Raw genomic sequence first — 16,877 nt, 5'->3', positions numbered from 1 at the left:
TACGCCGGTGCTCGACGTCGCTCGCCAGACCGAACGCGAGGAACATCTCACTCAGGCACCGCTCGAACTGCCGCCGCCCGCTGAAGAGCCGGCTGATGATCGCGCGGTCGGGGAACCCGGCCTGGATCAGTCCGAGCACCTCGCTCTGGCGCATCGTCAGTCTCGCCATCGCATCGGGGTCGGCGTCGGGCGACGCGGCGACCATCTGGGAGATGACCTCGGGGTCGACCACGACCTCCCCCGACGCCACCCGGCCGACGACGTCGAGGAAGTGCGGGACGGTGCGTACACGCGACTTGCGCAGGTAGCCGAGGCCGCCGGTGCCGGTGCTGGCGAAGACCGAGGCGGCGTACGCCGTGTCGACAGAGTCCGACAGCACGACGATGCCCATCTCCGGCACCTTCTCGTGCAGCCGCCGGGCGGCGGAGATGCCGTCCTCGGCCGGTCCGGTGCTCAATCGGGCGTCAGTGACGACCAGCGTGGGCAGCGTGTCGGTCGCCGCCTGGATGAGCGTCTCGCCGTCGTCGGCGTCGGCGACGACCTGGTAGCCACCCCGCGCGAGCAGGTCGGTGAGTCCAGCACGAAGTAGAGGCGACGCGTCGGCAACGACGACGCTCGGCTCATAGCTGGGCACAACGGCTCCGCTCGGGGTTGGGGGCAGCGGTCGACACGCATTCTGTCGCACTCCACCACAAACCCCCGGGATTACGGGCCCGTGTTCACCTCGGCAGCCGAAGGACACGCCCCGGATCAGAACTCAGGCGGCCCCTCGGAGGCCCGCTTGAGCAGCGTCTCGAACGAGGTCGGGTTGGCGAACTCGTCCTCCACCAGCGTCCGGTGCGGCACCGGAGCGGAGGGCGAGCCGCCGCCCACGGCCAGCAGCGCGGCCAGCTCCGCGGCGGCCCGGTCGACACGCTTGGGGAGCTCCGGGCCGCCGGCGAAGTCGTCGGTGGCGGCGAAGACCCCGGTGGGGACGACCACGGCGTGCAGGTAGGCGAACAGCGGGCGCAGCGCGTGCTCGAGCACCAGCGAGTGCCGGGCGGTGCCGGCGGTCGCTGCGATCAGCACCGGCTTCGCGTCGAGTACGCCCTGCTCGAGCACGTCGAAGAACGTCTTGAACAGACCCGAGTAGGACGCGGAGAAGACCGGGGTGACCGCGATGACGCCGTCGGCGCGACGTACCTGGTCGATGGCGGTCTGCAGCGCGGGCTTGGCGAAGCCGGTGAGCAGGTTGTCGGTCAGCTCGTGCGCCAGTCCGCGCAGCTCGACGTGCTCGACGTCGACCTCGGCGCCCCGGGCCTGCACGGCCCGGGCCGTCGCCTCGCCGAGCATGTCGGCGAGCAGCTTGGTCGAGGACGGGACCGAGAGCCCGGCCGAGACGACGACGATCCGGGTCACAGCTCCCCCTCGAGGACCTTGGCGACCTCGGGGTCGTGCAGGTCGCGGTCGGAGGAGCCGGTGGCGGAGTCGCCCTCGGCGTAGACGGTCGAGTCCTTGGCGCCACCGGCCTTCTCCACCAGGGAGGCGTGGGTCGGGGCGTCGGGGACACCGGGCTTGCGCAGCTTCTCGAACTCCGCGCGCAGGGTCGGGAGGATCTCGCCGTAGAGGTCGAGCTGCTCCAGCACCGTCTTCAGCGGCAGTCCGGCGTGGTCGATCAGGAAGAGCTGGCGCTGGTAGTCGCCGACGTACTCACGGAACGAGAGCGTCCGCTCGATGACCTGCTGCGGCGAGCCGACGGTCAGCGGCGTGGCCTCGCTGAAGTCTTCCAGCGAGGGGCCGTGGCCGTAGACCGGGGCGTTGTCGAAGTAGGGCCGGAACTCGTTGATCGCGTCTTGGGAGTTGGGCCGCATGAAGAACTGCCCACCCAGCCCGACGATCGCCTGGTCGGCGGTGCCGTGCCCGTAGTGCTCGAAGCGCTGCCGGTAGAGCTGCACCATCTGCTTGGTGTGCGAGGCCGGCCAGAAGATGTGGTTGTGGAAGAACCCGTCGCCATAGTACGCAGCCTGTTCGGCGATCTCGGGCGAGCGGATCGAGCCGTGCCAGACGAACGGCGCGACGCCGTCGAGCGGCCGCGGCGTCGAGGTGTAGCCCTGCAGCGGCGTCCGGAACCGGCCGGACCAGTCGACGACGTCCTCGCTCCACAGCCGGCGCAGCAAGGCGTAGTTCTCGATCGCCAGGTTGATGCCCTGGCGGATGTCCTTGCCGAACCAGGGGTAGACCGGGCCGGTGTTGCCGCGGCCCATCATCAAGTCGACGCGGCCGTCGGTGAGGTGCTGGATCTTGGCGTAGTCCTCCGCGATCAGCACCGGGTCGGTGGTGGTGATCAGCGTGGTCGCAGTGCTCAGGATGATGTTCTCGGTCTGGGCACCGATGTAGGCCAGCGTGGCGGTCGGGTTGGAGGCGATGAACGGCGGGTTGTGGTGCTCACCGGTCGCGAAGACGTCCAGGCCCACCTCCTCGGCGTGCTTGGCGATCTCGACGGTTGCCTTGATCCGCTCGTGCTCCGTCGGGGTCTTGCCGGTCGTCGGGTCCGTCGTCACGTCGCCGACGGTGAAGATGCCGAACTGCATACCCATGGTTCCCCTGCCCCTTTCGTGGCCCGATCTCATTGTCGGCCACGGTAGTTGAAATCCGAACTACTCGGCAAACAGTTGCTGCATCAACGTTATTCCAGGAAACCCTTTGGCGTACGCAGCCCCTGTTGTGCCAACGTACGTCAGGTGTCCGGGGCGTTGCATCAGATCAGTCTGTACGCCGCGATCGCGACCAGATCCTTCCGCCGCTACTCCACCTACACCGCCGCGACGCTCGCCGGGATCTTCACCAACTCGGTCTTCGGGATCATCCTCAGCTTCGCCTATCTCGCGCTGTGGGAGCAGAACCCGTCGGCCGGCGGCTACCAGGCCGAGCAGGCGATCACGTTCGTCTGGATCGGGCAGGCGCTGCTGATGACGATCGCGCTGTGGAGCGGGGGCGCCACCGACGATCTCGCCGAGCGGATCCGCACCGGAGACATCGCCGTCGACCTCTACCGACCCGTCAGCGTCCTCGGCTGGTATCTCGCCGCCGACCTCGGCCGCGGGCTCTACCACTTCGCGACCCGTGGCGTCGCGCCGACGATCGTGGGTGCCCTGCTCTTCGGGCTGGTCCTGCCCTCCCCCGCCGGCGCGGCGGGCTTCCTGGTCAGTGTCGTCATCGCCGTCGTGGTCAGCTTCGCCGTCCGGTTCCTCTTCGCGGCCAGCGCGTTCTGGCTCCTGGACGCCACCGGTCCGCGGGTGCTGCTCAGTGTGCTGGCCACGTTCTTCAGCGGGCTGACGCTGCCGCTCAACCTCTTCCCGGACGGGCTGCGCCAGGTCGCGCTGGCGCTGCCTTTCGCGTCCTACATCCAGACCCCGGCCGACATCTGGCTGGGGCGCCACACCGGTCCGGACCTGATCGCCGCGATCGGTCTGCAGGTGCTGTGGGCGGTCGTCCTGCTGGCCGCGTGCGCCCTCGTGCTGCGCGCCGCGACCCACAAGGTGGTGGTCCAGGGTGGTTGAACCTCGACATGCTGGATCAGCGGCGATCCACGCGGCGCGCTCCTACTGGCTCATCGCGGCGCTGTGGATCCGGGCGTCGATGACCTATCCGGTGTCGTTCTGGACGATGACGGTCGGCGGTGTGCTGATCACCTTCCTCGACTTCGTATCGATCTGGCTGATGTTCAGCCACCTGGACACCTACGGCGGCTTCACCCTGCGCGAGATCGCCCTGCTCTATGGCGTCACCTCGATCGCGTTCCGCGTCGCCGACATGCTGGTCGGGAGCGTGGAGAAGATCGGCCAGAAGGTACGCAGCGGCGACCTGGACGCGATGATGACCAAGCCGGTCCCGGTGCTGGTGCAGCTGTGCGCCGACCGGTTCGAGCTGCGCCGGCTCGGCCAGATCGCCCAGGGCGTCGCGGTGTTCGCGTGGGCGGCGCCGATGGTGGAGTGGAACCCGCAACGGCTGCTGGTGCTCGTGGTGGCGCTCGTCTCGGGCGTGGTCATCTACTTCTGCGTGTTCGTGACCTTCTCGACGATCCAGTTCTGGACCACGGACGCCTCGGAGTTCGCCAACGCCTTCACCTACGGCGGCAACACGATCATGCAGTACCCGATGACGATCTTCCCGCGCGAGGTCGTCCGGTCGCTCACCTACCTGCTGCCGCTGGCGTTCGTGAACTGGTACCCGTGCCTGTTCCTGCTCGGCCGCACCGACCCGTACGGCGCACCGGACTGGTTCCGCTTCGCCTCGCCCCTGGCCGCGCTGGCGCTGGTCGGTGTCACCGCCCTGGTCTGGCGTCAGGGGCTCCTTCGCTACCGATCCACAGGGAGCTGATCTCGTTGTCGCTGATCGAGGTGCGGGACCTGTCCCGCGAGTTCATCATCCGCAAGCGTGCGGGTGTCGTGAGGCGTACGTCGGTGGTGAAGCACGCCGTCCACGACCTCTCCTTCGAGATCGAGGCCGGCGAGATGGTCGGCTACATCGGCCCCAACGGCGCCGGGAAGTCGACCACCATCAAGATGCTCACCGGCATCCTGGTGCCGTCCGGCGGCTCGGCCCTCGTCGCCGGCCTGGAGCCTGCTCGCCAGCGCCGGGAGCTGGCCCGGCGGATCGGGGTGGTCTTCGGGCAGCGTACGTCGCTGTGGTGGGACCTGCCGTTGCGCGACTCCTTCGACCTGCTCCGCAGGATCTACCGGATCCCCGACCAGACCTTTCGCCGCAACCTGGAGGACCACGTCGCGCTGCTCGACCTCGGCGACCTGATGGACACCCCGGTCCGGCAGCTGAGCCTGGGCCAGCGGATGCGCGGCGACATCGCCGCCGCCCTGCTCCACGACCCCGAGATCCTCTATCTGGACGAGCCGACGATCGGTCTCGACGTGGTCTCCAAGGGGCGGCTGCGCGAGTTCCTGCGCGCCCTCAACCACGAGCGCGGCACCACCCTGATGCTCACCACCCACGACCTGCAGGACATCGAGGCGCTGTGCGACCGGGTCATCGTGATCGACCGCGGCACCGCCGTCTTCGACGGCCCGCTGTCGTCGCTGCGCATCAACGGCGGCGCCTCCCGCACCCTCGTCGTCGACCTCGTCGACGAGGCGCCCGCGATCGCCGTCGAAGGGGCTCAGGTGGTCAAGGTCGAGGGCCCGCGCCAGTGGCTCTCCTTCCCTGCCGACGCGTCAGCTGCTCCGCTGGTAGCGCAGGTCGCGGCTGCGTACGACGTCGCCGACCTGTCGATCCACGAGCCCGCCATCGAGGACGTCATCCGGCAGCTCTACTCGCGCTGAGTCGGCCCATCTTGACCGAGATCCTCGCCGAGTCTGCCCGTCATGACGAGCCGACTCGGCGAGGAAGCTCGTCGGTTCGAGCCGACTCGGCAGATGATGCGAGGGCGACGAGAGTGTGTTCGAGCCGGGCCAGGAGCTGGTCGACCGACGCGGACGCGACCGACGTGTCGGGATAGCGGATCCGGACGGCAAGGCCCGAGTGGGTGCGGGAGAACCAGATCTGCACGTCGTCGGCGTGGGTGGAGGCCGAGATGTGCTGGGCGTCGCGGTCGAGATGCGCGGAGCCGCCGGGGACGTGGCGGTAGTCGAGCCAGGAGACGACGAAGACGTCGTTGCGGGTCTGCACCAGCGGCTCGGTGAGCGACCCGAGGACCTGGTCGAGCGGCACCGACCCGAGGCGTACGCCATGACGGACCGCATCACCCGCCTCGGCCAGACCCAGGTCGGTGAGCGAGGCGGGGACGGTGAGCGGGACGGTGGTGGTGTACCAGCCGATCGAGCGGGCCAGGTGCTCCGCGGAGCGGGTGGAGACCGGCGCCATCGTGTCCAGTCGCTCACCGCCGCCGAGGTCGGAGATCGCGGTGGCGAGGGCGGCCAGGACGGCGGCGTACGTCGAAGCGCCGCTCGTGCGGGCGCGGGCGCTGATGCGGTCCATCAGGTCGGCGTCGGCGAGCGGAGCCACGGCGGTGGCCTGGGCGGCCCGCTCCCCCGGTCCGAGGCCGAGCGGCAGGGGGAAGGTCGGCAGCCGGTGGCCGCGGCCGGCGAGGAAGTCACCCCATCCACGGAGCAGCGGGTCGTCAGCAGCCACCCGGGCGGGGCCGTCGGAACCCTGCAAGACGGCCTCGAGGAACGAGCCGACCGCCGGCAGCGAGGGCTCCTCGCCGCTCTCCGCGAAGGCGGCGTAGAGATGTGCCAGCTCCTCGACCGCCACGGCGACCGAGTGGGCGTCGCAGTGCAGGTGGTCCATGCCGAGCACGATCGTGGAGCGGTCGGGGCGGGAGACGGCGGCGGGCAGGAAGGCGGGGTAGCCGAACGGTACGCACCGCTCGTCGAGGGCGGCGTGCAGTGCGGCACGGGTCTCCTCGACAGTGCCGGTGTGGCCGGCGGTGGTGACCGACCAGGTCAGGGTGCCGGGATGGTGGCGGCGGGCCTGCGGCCCGTCCGCACCCGCTACGACCTCGAGCTGCAGGCTGCCGTGACGGGCGAGGAAGGCACGCCAGGTGCGCGAGAGCGCGACCGGCTCGATCGGTCCGTCGACGTCGAAGGCCGCGGCCAGCCAGACGGTCGGCGCCCCGGCCATCGCAGCGGCGAGGTGGTTGCGCTGGTTGAGCGAGAGCAAGGCGGGTGTGCCGTGGGCGGGGGCGGAGACGTCCCAGCGCAGCAGCGTGCCCGGCCGCGGCTCCCACAGGTCAGCGGCCGTGACCAGCATGTCCGGTCCCGATGATCTGATCAGCGTCCACCGGACGCACGGGCAGGCCGAGCTCGGCGAGCACGTCGTGGACCGCCTCGAAGAAGGTCGCCACGGCCCGGCCACCAGGCTGCGTGTCGGGACTCTGCGTGGCCAGCTCGAAGCGGTCGGCGAAGCGGTTGACCCACAGACTGGCGTTGGCCGTACGTCCCTCGCCGGTAAAGTGCAGCCCGGTGTCGAACGGGGTGGTGCCGGCGCCGGGGAACTTGCGTACGTCCAGGTAGGAGACCATCTGCGGGCTGGCCAGCTCGGTCGGTGCGAGCACGCCGCCGGCGACCATGGCACCGAGCGGCACGTGGACCGGGGTGCGGGCCAGCTCGCGAGCGGTCTCGAAGGCCTTCTCCGCGGCGAGCACCGTCTCCGCGAAGGTCTCCCCCAGCGACATGGACACGGGCGCGAAGTTGCAGAACCAGCCGTGCGACATCGCGGTCTCCTGCGACCGGGTGCCGAGGACGGTGATCCCCAGGTAGTCGGAGCTGCCGGTCAGCCGCTGCTCGGCGTGGGCCAGGAGCGTGAAGACGCCGCTGGCGAACCTTCCCCCGGCGGAACGGCACAGCGCCTCCAGTGCGGCCACCGCCTCGCCCTCGAGCGCGGTCCACCGCCGGACCCGCACCGGCGCGGTCTCCCCCGCATCGAGTCCCAGCGAAACCGGGAACCGCGGCAACCGTCCGCCGTGACGCGAGACGATGTCGACCCACTCGCGCACCGCCGGCGCCTCCGGGTCAGTGCCAGCGGCGATCTGCCGCTCGGCGGCGGCGTACGTCACGAAGCTGCCGGCGTCGGGCAGCGGCTCGACCTCGGCTCCGAGCGCCGCGGCATAGGCGGTGCCGAGCTCGGCCGGGACCATCAACTGCGAGGCGCCGTCGGTGAAGGCGTGGTCGCAGCCCCAGAAGTAGGTGAAGCCGTCCTCGCGCACGATCGCGCCGAGCAGGAACGGCGCCCAGGAGTCGGGGCGGCACTGCTCGTCACAGAGGCCGACGAGGAGGTCCTCCCAGCCGCCTGTCCAGTCGGCCGGCGCCTCCACCTCGACGGCCTCGAAGGCGACCACCTCGGCCGGCACCAGATGCCGCACCGGCACCTCACCCGAGAGGTCGAACCAGGTCCGCAGCCCCTCGTGACGGCTCACGAACGAGGTCAGCGCCTCCGCATAGGCAGCGGCCGAGAAGGTGCACGAGAACTCACCGGCAGTGCCGGTCCACGCCCGGTGCACGCCGCCGGCCGCGACCTTGGCGCGATAGGCGTCGAGGTGGTCGACCTGCAGGAACGAGGGCGACCCGGGCGAGACCGGCGCGGCATCGGCGGCCGCCTGGCACTCCGGCGTCGGCCGCAGCACGAGCACCCGGCCCGGCGCGGGAGCCAGATCGGCGAGCGGCCCGATCCTCATGCCGTCCCCTCGAGCGAGGCGGTTTCCAGCCGGGCGATCTCGTCGAAGAGGTCGCTCATCCCACCGATCAGGTCGCGCACGACCCGCTCCGCGGCCACCGTCTCCGGGTAGCGCGTGGAGACGTTGAGACCGTCCCGGTCGCGCACCAGCCACAGGTAGACCTCGTCGTCGGCGCGGACGGGGGCCCGCAGCGTACGGGCGTCCCAGTCGTTCCAGCGCTCGGCACCGGTGATGAAGCGGGTGTCCACGAAGGTGACCACGAAGTGCGGTGCGTCGGAGACGTCGAGCAGGTCGGCGACCCGCGCGAACGGCTGCGGCACCAGCGGCTTCGTCTCGGCGAGCGATGCCTGGACGCGCGCCGCGACCTCGGGCAGCGTCGCAGCGCCGGTGATGTCGAGGGTGACCGGGACGAGTCCGACGTACCAGCCGACAGCGGCGGCGTGCTCGGCCGTGTAGCGGGTGTGCATCGGCGCCACGAAGCGCATCCGCTCGACGCCGTGCTGTGCACGCAGGACGTACGCCATCGCGCCCATCATCCCGGCCTGGAACGAGACGCCCGCACTCTTGCACAGCTCGCCCAGCGCCCGGGCCTGGCGCGGTTCGGCGAGCCACTGCGACAGGCTGGCCTGCGGCAGCGGCGACGCCGAGGCGGGTACGTCGGTGATGCCGGTGACCGGGAAGTCGGCGAACCGGAGCCGCCCGTCGGGGCCGGCCAGCCAGTCGCGCCAGACCCGCACCGACTCGCTCTCCAGGGACATCGCCTCGCCCGTGAGCCGCTCGGCGGCGGAGTGGTCGATGTGGCTGCCGGTGGTGGGCACTGCCAGCTCGGCGAACGGCTCGCCGGCCAGCGCCCGCTGGTAGAGAGTCGCGATCTCCTCGAACCACAGGAGCTGGGAGTAGGCGTCCATGACGCCGTGGTCGGCGCCGAAGGCGAGGGTGAAGCCGTCGGCGTCGGCCACCGTCGCGAAGACGACGTAGGGCCAGGCCGACGGGTCGATGTGATCGGCGAGGAAGTCGGAGATGCAGCCGCGGGCGTCCTCGGCGTCGTACCGGCCGATGACGGTGGTCCTCACCGACACGTCCGCCGGAGCGACGACGCGACGCCGCCGTCCGGCCGCGGTCTCCACGACGGTCCCGCGCAGCGCTTCGTGACGTCCGATCCAGGCGTGGAGCGCGAGCTCGAGCGCGTCGTGGTCGAGCGGGCCGGTCAGCCGCATGATCGAACCGATCCACGAGCCCGCCTCGGCGGTGTCCAGGTGCAGCTCGTGGTTGTGGGACAGTCGGCGGTCGTCGTCGACCCAGGCGTCTGGCGCCGCGGCAGGGATCCACGCGGTCACCTCACCCGGGGGTACGTCGTACGCGGACAGCTCGGTGTACTCCATCGGAGGTGGAGTTCCTCTCTGAGGTGGGGGGCTCGTGGCGGCACAACGCCGCTCGGGGACCCGAACGAACCTCAAGAACGCCGTAGCCCGAGAAGGCGACCCGCCTGCGACGACAGCGATGTCGTCCCATGTCGCGGCCTATTGTGCACACAGGTGCGGGACCGAGTTCGACCGCCCCCGAGCGTGGGAATTCCCACACTTCTCAAGTGCCCCCGGGGGTTTACATGACGTATCAACTCCGGTTGACTCCTCCCCCTGCGCGCGCTCTTCACACGCCTTCTGCCCTATCTCGGAGGACTCCCCCATGCCCGCTGGCACTCGTGCACCGATCGACAACTCCGGTCGCCTACAGTTCGCCGACGACCTCTTCGCCCGGCGCCATCGCGGCCTCGGAAGCCCGATCGCCAACCAGTGGATCTGGCGGCTGAACAGTCCCTACGACGTGGACCGGCTGCACTACATCGCGGCCGGCCTGGCCGAGGGCGGGCTGTCGCGGAGACTGCACCGGGCGAAGTTCCCCGGCGCCCGCGACCTGTGGACCAATGCCGACCGCGACCCGTCGATCGAGCTCTACGAGGAGATCCTTCCGGTCGCCGAGATCACGCACTGGCTCCAGGAGCGTCACAGCGACCGCCTCGACCCGCACGAGGGCCTGACCTATCGGCTCACCGCGATCAACCTCGACGACGGCACCTCGGTGGTCTCGATGCTGCTGGCCCACGCGGTCGGCGACGGTGGGTCCGTGCTCGACGCCGTGTGCCGGGCGTCCCGCGGCGAGCCGCTGCGGCTGCCGCCAGCCCCTGCCACGGTGTGGCACCGTCTACGCGCCGAGGCCGCCGACTCCCGAGACCAGTGGCGGGCCGTCCGCGACTGGGCCAAGGCGCGCCGCCAGGCGAAGAAGGACGGCACCGCCGCGCTGGCCACGAAGGCACCGCGCGTCTACCCGGAAGCCACGCCGAACCCGGCGCCGGAGACGTGGCGGATGCCGCGGATGATCACCGAGTTCGACACCGAGACGATGACCAAAATCGCCGCCGAGCACGGCGGCTCGACCAATGCCTGGTTCATCAACGTGGTCGCCGACCTGCTCGTCCGCATCGACCACGTCCCGGTCGACCGCGGTGACGTCCCGGTCTCGCTGCCGATGAGCGACTTCCAGCCCGGGGACGTACGCTCCAACTCGACGCGGGTGGCCATGGTCGAGATCCCGCGCGACGTGCTCGACCGGCGCGACCTCGCCGAGATCAAGAAGCTCTCCAAGGCCGCCTACATCCGCCTGGGTCAGGCCGGTCCAGGCCTGGTCCCGGTGCCGCTGGCGATGATGCAGATGCTGCCCGACGCCGTGCTCGACAAGCTCCCGCAGCCGCCGGCGGCGGCCTGCATGGCCTCCAACCTGCCCCAGCTGCCCGACGACTACCGCTACGCGATGGGTGATGACGTACGTCTCGTGGCCGGGCTCGCCGGCTACCAGAACGCGACCGCCCAGGACGCCTACGACGTCGGCGGCGGCATCATCGCCTGGCTGATCCAGTCGGGGCCGCGTACGACGCTCAACCTGGTCGCCGCCGAGCCCGACCGCGTGCCCGACCTGGACTTCCTGAAGAACCTGGTCGTCGAGGAGCTCGGCTCGTGGGGTCTGACCGTCGAGGTGTGGTGACGCCGTCAGCGGGCTCGCTCGAGCGCATCGGCGGCCCGGGCCACCGCCACCTCGGGCGTGACCAGCCGAGGCACGACCTCGGCGGCCCGCTCACGCACGCGCGGCTTCAGCACAGCGCTGAGCGCCTCACGGAGGCGGTCGCGGTCGAGCCGGCTCGCTCTGACCGACGTGCCCACGCCGAGATCGCCGAGCAGGCGGCCCCAGACCGGTTGGTCGGCGGAGTACCACCCCACCACGCTCGGGATCCCCGCGCGCAGCACCGCAGCCGTCGTACCCGCGCCACCGTGGTGGACGGCGGCGACGCATCGCGGCAGGACCGCGGCGTGGTCGACGGCGCCCACCAGACGTACGTGGTCCGGGACGTCGACGTCGAAGGAGTTCCAACCGCTGCTGACGAGCGCGCGCAGGCCGAGATCGGCGGTCGCGGCCGCGACATCGGCCACCAGCCGGGCCGGGTCGGCCACCGGCATCGACCCGAAGCCGACGTAGACCGGCGGATAGCCCGCGCCCAGCCAGTCGCCGAGCGCGTCGGTAACTCCGGTCTCCCCCAGCCGGAGCCGGTCGGTCTCGGTCAGCGCGAGGAAGCCGGCGAACGGGCTCTGGATGCCCCATTCCCGCGGCAGCCCGGGGACGAGCAGCGGGTCGTAGGCCTGCACCTCGACCGCGCCACGGTCGCGGAGCCGAGTCTGCAGGCGCGTGCGCGCCGGGGCCAGGCCGAGGGCGGCCCGTTGAGCGTTCTCGGCCTCTCGGGTCAGCTCCCAGCGCATCCGCATGCCGACGTCCCAGGCCTTCTCCTGGAGCGCGTCGGGGCCGGGCACGACCTTCACCGACCGGTTGGAGCGCACCGGGAAGTAGTGAAGGGCAGCGAAGCCGGCGCCGATCCGCTCCGCGAGCGCCGAGCCGACCTCCTGACCGAGCAGACCTGCGACGACGACGTCGGCGCTGCCGCGGTCCCCCGCCAGCGCGGCCAGATCGGCGCGGAAGTCGTCCCAGCCGTGGGCGGAGACCTTCCGTACTGCCCGGAGCCGGGTGCGAGGATTGGCCGAGCGCATCTCCTCGCGCACCAGGGGCGAGGCGAGCAGTGCACCGCTGTCAGGGCCGACAGCATGCGGATCGAGCCCGAGCCTCGCCGCCAGCGGCAGCAGGTTGGGCGCGACCCCGACGATGACCTCGTGGCCGCGGCGGCGCAGCTCGAGGGCCACGGCGAGCGCCGGCTGCACATCGCCGCGACTGCCCATCAACCCGAAGACGAACCGCATCGCGTCCCAGAATCCCCCAACGACAGGACCCAGACCACATGCCCGAGCCTGTGATGCTGCCCTCACTGCCGCCGGCGAGCCCCGGCGCGCGTCCGGCGCCGTTCGCTCCCGAGCGCACCAACCGGCTGACGTACGACGACGAGGTCTTCCTCCGCTCCGCGACCGTGATCGGGGTACCGGTCGTCGGCCAGACCGCCTGGCGCTTCCCGGCGGAGATCCCGGTCGAGGCGGTCCAGGATGTCGTCGACGAGCTGGCCAAGGGACCGCTCAACCGCCTCGTCGTCCGCCCGAAGGCGCTCGGCGCGCGCTCCCGCTGGGTGCCGGCGACGACGGCCGAACCGGTCCGGCTGCACCCCGACCGGATCAAGCCGGACCAGGTGATGGCCTGGCTCGACACCACCACCGACGAGGTGCCGTTCGACCCGGTCAAGGGGCCGCTGTGGGCCTTCTTCATGGCCTACACCACCGACGGCGGCACGGTCGTGACCTACAACGCCTCGCACATCGTCTGCGACGGCGGGATGAAGCTCGGTGCTCTGATCGCGGCCGTACGCCGCCAGCCCCTGCCCCGGCTCCCCTTCGACGACTCCACGGCGGCCGAGGTGACCCGGAAGGACGACCGGCGCGACGCCCGGACGATGGCGCGCGCCGCGGTCCGCGGCCTCCGGGCGGCCCGCAAGGCCGGCAAGCTCCCGGCGCTCGAGGCGCAGTCGTCCGAGAAGAGGCCGGTCCCGGCCCCGCAGCACGACGACCACGTGGTCCACGACGTCGCCTTCGCCGGCGCCGACTGCCCGGTCTCGGAGTGGAACGCCGCGGTCGAGCGGGCCGGCGGCACCTCCAACACGCTGCAGGTCGCGATCTCGGTGGAGGTGCTCCTCGAGGCCGGGATCGTTCGCCCCGGGGAGCCGGTCAAGATGTCGCTGCCCGTCTCGATGCGCGGAGAGGGCGACCTACGCTCCAACGCCACCTCGGGCGTCTCGATCGCCGTCGAGACCGAGCTGCGCGACGGCGTCGGCCGAGTCACGGACCTGGCCCACATCCGGGAGCGTGCCAAGAAGGAGTTCTCCGCTCTCTTCAACGGCACTCGTCCCGACCCGATCGCCCACATCGCGCCCCTGGCCCAGATGATCCCTGACCGCGTCGCCAAGCCTCTGCTCAAGAACGTCGTCACTCCCCTCGGTCTGGCCTCAAACCTGGGCCGGCCCGACCCCGACTTCGTGGCGCCCTTCGGCGTTCCGGCCGACTCCATCGTCTTCCGCGGCCTGGCGCTCGGGGCGACGCGCGGCGAGCTGCGCCGGATGCGCGGCGGGGTGACGTCGTGGTGGTGCGAGGTGGGCGAGACCTGCAACCTCGGGATCCGCGCGCTCGACCCCGACGCGGTCCCTGACTCCGGGCGGCTGAAGGAGATCGTGACCAACGTCTACGGACGTTGGGGCCTGGTTCCTTCGTTCTGGTGAGAAGATGCGGTCATGACGATCGACGTACTCGGTGAGCCCTACACCGTCGAGACCATCGAGCTCGCGGACGACTTCGAGGGCACCGTCGTGGCCACGCTGGTGAAGCGCCCGGCCGATGACGACGCGAAGGGCGCCGTCCTCTACGTCCACGGCTTCTCGGACTACTTCTTCCAGAAGGAGTACGCCGAGTGGTGGACCGCGCGCGGCTACGACTTCTACGGCCTCGACCTGCGCAAGTACGGTCGATCGCTGCGCGAGCACCAGTCGGGGACGTACGTGGGTGACCTCGCCGAGTACTTCGACGAGATCGACGCCGCCTGGTCGCTGATCACCGAGCGCGACGGACACTCCCACATCATGCTCAGCGCCCACTCCACCGGTGGTCTGACCACCTCGCTGTGGGCCGACGACCGCCAGCCCGACGAGCTGGCCGGGATGGTGCTCAACTCACCCTGGCTCGACCTGCAGGGCTCGTTCCTGTTGCGCGAGATCGCCACCCCCGTGGTGCGCCGGCTCGGCCACCGGGCACCGATGCGCGAGCTCGGCCGTGACGTGAGCGGCTTCTACACCATGTCGCTCCATGTCGAGCACGACGGCGAGTGGGAGTTCGACCTCGGGCTCAAGCCGGTCGGCTCCTACCCGATCCGGCTCGGCTGGCTCAAGGCGATCCGCGACGGCCATGCGAAGCTCCACCGTGGGCTCGATGTGAAGGCGCCCGTGCTGGTGCTCTCCTCCGACCGCTCCAGCAAGCCCAAGGCGATGGGCGAACTGGTCCACTCGACCGACATCGTGCTCGACGTGCGCCAGATCCGCCGCTGGTCGACCGCGATCGGCCGCCATGTCACCTACGTCGCCGTCCCCGGCGCGAAGCACGACGTGATCCTCTCGCGGCCCGACGTCCGCAAGCAGGCCTACGCCGAGATCGAGCGCTGGCTGGCGGCGTACGGGGTATAGACCCCGGCGGGTATCGCGAGCCGACTCAGACCCGGAACAACACATGAACTGGCCCGACACAGTCGGGCCAGTTCTCGTTGTCAATCGCCCGATCGCCGACCCCCGGTGAACGGAAGGCAAAGTCTGTGGGCGTTAGGGTGCTGTGGTCCCGAACCCAACCGGAAGGACAACAGTGTGACTTCTGAGAAGAAGACAGACAGTCCAAAACATTCCGACCATCACAATGCCTCCGGCCTCATCAAATCCCCCACGGGCGAAGTCGTTCCCCACCCCGCGCTGGACCTGCCGATCTCGAGCGAACAGGACCAACGCAAGGGAATCGACTGGGTCGTCTTCGGCGTCGCCGCGGCCATCGCGATCGCGTTCATGGCCTGGGGCTTCATCAACACCGACGGCCTGAGCAAGGTCGCCGGCGATGCTCTCGCCTGGGTGATCGACAAGGCCGGCTGGTTCTTCATCCTGACCGCCAGCGGCTTCGTCATCTACATCATCTGGCTCGCGGTCAGTAAATACGGCAACATCCCCTTGGGCCGTGACGACGAGAAACCGGAGTTCAAGACGGCGTCGTGGGTCGCGATGATGTTCAGCGCCGGGATGGGCATCGGTCTGATGTTCTACGGCGTCAGCGAGCCGATCTCGCACTTCGTCACCCCGCCGCCCGGCACCGGCGAGACAGGCAACCCGGAAGCCATCCAGCACGCGATGTCGACCACGATGTTCCACTGGACGCTGCACCCCTGGGCGATCTACGCCGTCGTGGGTCTGGCGATCGGCTACGGCGCCTACCGCAAGGGCCGGGTCAGCCTGATCTCCTCGGCTTTCACGCCGCTGCTCGGCAAGCGCACCGTCGAGGGTCCGGCCGGCAAGGCGATCGACGTGTTCGCGATCTTCGCGACGCTGTTCGGCTCGGCCACCTCGCTCGGCACGGGTGCGATCCAGATCGAGAGCGGTCTGCAGATCGTCGCCGGGCTCGGCGAGGTCGGCAACAACGTGCTCATCGGGATCATCGCGATCCTGACGGTCTGCTTCGTGATCTCGGCGGTCTCGGGTGTCGCCAAGGGCATCCAGTGGCTCTCCAACATCAACATGGTGCTGGCGCTGTTCCTGGCGCTGTTCCTGTTCGTCGTGGGCCCGACGGTCTTCATCCTCGACCTGATCCCGACCTCGCTCGGCACCTACATCGGCGACCTCGCCCAGATGTCGGCCCGCACCGGTGTCGGCGGCACGGAGACCTCGGAGTGGCTCGGTTCCTGGACCGTCTTCTACTGGGCCTGGTGGATCTCCTGGACGCCGTTCGTCGGCATGTTCATCGCGCGGATCTCGCGTGGGCGCACCATCCGGCAGTTCGTCGCCGGCGTGCTCCTGGTGCCGAGCGCGGTCAGCGTGCTCTGGTTCTGCATCCTGGGCGGCACCGCCATCGACCTGCAGCGTGCCGGCGACGTCGACATCGCCGGCCTCGGCGGGGTGGAGTCGCAGCTGTTCACCACCCTCGACCAGTTCCCGCTGGCCACGGTGATGAGCGTCCTGGTCATGGTGCTGGTGGCGATCTTCTTCGTCTCCGGAGCCGACGCCGCCTCGATCGTGATGGGCACCCTCTCCGAGCGCGGCTCGGAAGAGCCGAGCCGGTCGACGGTCGTGTTCTGGGGCGTCGCGACCGGTGTCGTGGCCATCCTGGGCCTGATCGCCGGCGGCGCGGACGCGCTGTCCGGCCTGCAGACGATCACCATCGTGGCGGCCCTGCCGTTCACGGTGATCATGGTCGGGCTCGCGGTCTCGCTGCAGCGCGACCTGGCCCATGACCCGTTGATCGTGCGTGGTCAGTACGCCGAGGAGGCGGTGCAGCAGGCCGTCATCACCGGTGTCACCGAGCACGGCGACGACTTCGCGCTCGCGGTCATCGAGGACGACCACAGCAACGGAAACGGCACCGGGTCGGCCAATGCGGCCGTTCCTGCCGACAAGGCCTGACCTCAGGTCCGAGAGCTGATGGCGGGGTCCTCCGCG

Annotated in this window: 14 protein-coding genes; 7 read left to right on the top strand and 7 right to left on the bottom strand. The window is 70.3% G+C overall.

Annotation, left to right across the window (positions count from 1 at the left end):
• From ACFVJS_RS02880 to ACFVJS_RS02870, 3 genes are all read right to left on the bottom strand, one after another.
• A partial coding sequence (locus ACFVJS_RS02880) for a response regulator (RefSeq protein ID WP_378877278.1) occupies positions 1-634 on the bottom strand: 634 nt, incomplete at its 3' end.
• 116 nt (positions 635-750) lie between these two features.
• Positions 751-1,398 carry an FMN reductase gene (locus ACFVJS_RS02875; protein ID WP_378877276.1) on the bottom strand — a complete coding sequence of 216 codons (648 nt, stop codon included), beginning with the start codon at positions 1,396-1,398 and terminating at the stop codon, positions 751-753.
• Positions 1,395-2,570 carry an LLM class flavin-dependent oxidoreductase gene (locus tag ACFVJS_RS02870; RefSeq protein WP_378877284.1) on the bottom strand — a complete coding sequence of 392 codons (1,176 nt, stop codon included), beginning with the start codon at positions 2,568-2,570 and terminating at the stop codon, positions 1,395-1,397. Before ACFVJS_RS02870 ends, ACFVJS_RS02875 begins: the two co-directional genes overlap by 4 nt.
• 162 nt (positions 2,571-2,732) lie before the next feature.
• Here ACFVJS_RS02870 and ACFVJS_RS02865 point away from each other — a divergent pair, with 162 nt between their 5' ends.
• The 3 genes from ACFVJS_RS02865 to ACFVJS_RS02855 are packed head-to-tail and all read left to right on the top strand — an operon-like array spanning position 2,733 to position 5,312.
• Entirely contained in the window at positions 2,733-3,539 is an 807-nt protein-coding gene (locus ACFVJS_RS02865; RefSeq protein WP_378877274.1) for an ABC transporter permease, read from the top strand.
• Positions 3,532-4,359 carry an ABC transporter permease gene (locus ACFVJS_RS02860; protein WP_378877272.1) on the top strand — a complete coding sequence of 276 codons (828 nt, stop codon included), beginning with the start codon at positions 3,532-3,534 and terminating at the stop codon, positions 4,357-4,359. Before ACFVJS_RS02865 ends, ACFVJS_RS02860 begins: the two co-directional genes overlap by 8 nt.
• 5 nt (positions 4,360-4,364) lie before the next feature.
• Positions 4,365-5,312 (top strand): ATP-binding cassette domain-containing protein, encoded by a 948-nt coding sequence (locus ACFVJS_RS02855; protein ID WP_378877270.1) that lies wholly within the window; start codon positions 4,365-4,367, stop codon positions 5,310-5,312.
• Between the two features lie 40 nt (positions 5,313-5,352).
• Here the strand turns inward: ACFVJS_RS02855 and ACFVJS_RS02850 are convergent, their stop codons facing one another.
• The 3 genes from ACFVJS_RS02850 to ACFVJS_RS02840 are packed head-to-tail and all read right to left on the bottom strand — an operon-like array spanning position 5,353 to position 9,546.
• Positions 5,353-6,741, bottom strand: a complete 1,389-nt coding sequence (locus ACFVJS_RS02850; protein WP_378877268.1) for a condensation domain-containing protein — start codon at positions 6,739-6,741, stop codon at positions 5,353-5,355.
• Positions 6,722-8,164 (bottom strand): condensation domain-containing protein, encoded by a 1,443-nt coding sequence (locus ACFVJS_RS02845; RefSeq protein WP_378877266.1) that lies wholly within the window; start codon positions 8,162-8,164, stop codon positions 6,722-6,724. The genes ACFVJS_RS02850 and ACFVJS_RS02845 overlap by 20 nt, the downstream gene beginning before the upstream one ends.
• Positions 8,161-9,546, bottom strand: coding sequence for a condensation domain-containing protein (locus ACFVJS_RS02840; RefSeq protein WP_378877264.1), 1,386 nt, complete (start codon positions 9,544-9,546; stop codon positions 8,161-8,163). The genes ACFVJS_RS02845 and ACFVJS_RS02840 overlap by 4 nt, the downstream gene beginning before the upstream one ends.
• A gap of 304 nt (positions 9,547-9,850) precedes the next feature.
• On the opposite strand from ACFVJS_RS02840, the gene ACFVJS_RS02835 reads away from it, so the two are divergent.
• Complete coding sequence (locus tag ACFVJS_RS02835; RefSeq protein ID WP_378877262.1) at positions 9,851-11,203, top strand: hypothetical protein; 1,353 nt, start codon at positions 9,851-9,853, stop codon at positions 11,201-11,203.
• Positions 11,204-11,208: 5 nt separating this feature from the next.
• Here the strand turns inward: ACFVJS_RS02835 and ACFVJS_RS02830 are convergent, their stop codons facing one another.
• On the bottom strand, positions 11,209-12,462 hold the full coding sequence (locus tag ACFVJS_RS02830) for a glycosyltransferase (RefSeq protein ID WP_378877260.1): 1,254 nt from the start codon (positions 12,460-12,462) through the stop codon (positions 11,209-11,211).
• Positions 12,463-12,500: 38 nt separating this feature from the next.
• Between ACFVJS_RS02830 and ACFVJS_RS02825 the strand changes: the two genes are divergently transcribed.
• The 3 genes from ACFVJS_RS02825 (at position 12,501) to ACFVJS_RS02815 (ending at position 16,841) form a co-directional block, all read left to right on the top strand.
• Complete coding sequence (locus ACFVJS_RS02825) at positions 12,501-13,919, top strand: hypothetical protein (RefSeq protein ID WP_378877257.1); 1,419 nt, start codon at positions 12,501-12,503, stop codon at positions 13,917-13,919.
• Positions 13,920-13,931: 12 nt separating this feature from the next.
• Positions 13,932-14,873 carry an alpha/beta hydrolase gene (locus ACFVJS_RS02820; protein WP_378877256.1) on the top strand — a complete coding sequence of 314 codons (942 nt, stop codon included), beginning with the start codon at positions 13,932-13,934 and terminating at the stop codon, positions 14,871-14,873.
• A 174-nt stretch (positions 14,874-15,047) separates the two neighbouring features.
• A complete protein-coding gene (locus ACFVJS_RS02815; protein WP_378877254.1) occupies positions 15,048-16,841 on the top strand; it encodes a BCCT family transporter in 1,794 nt (597 codons plus the stop codon).
• Positions 16,842-16,877: the final 36 nt, after the last annotated feature.

The organism is Nocardioides sp. NPDC057772 (assembly GCF_042798075.1).
Classification (GTDB): domain Bacteria; phylum Actinomycetota; class Actinomycetes; order Propionibacteriales; family Nocardioidaceae; genus Nocardioides.
This window is presented reverse-complemented; position numbering and strand designations above follow the sequence as displayed.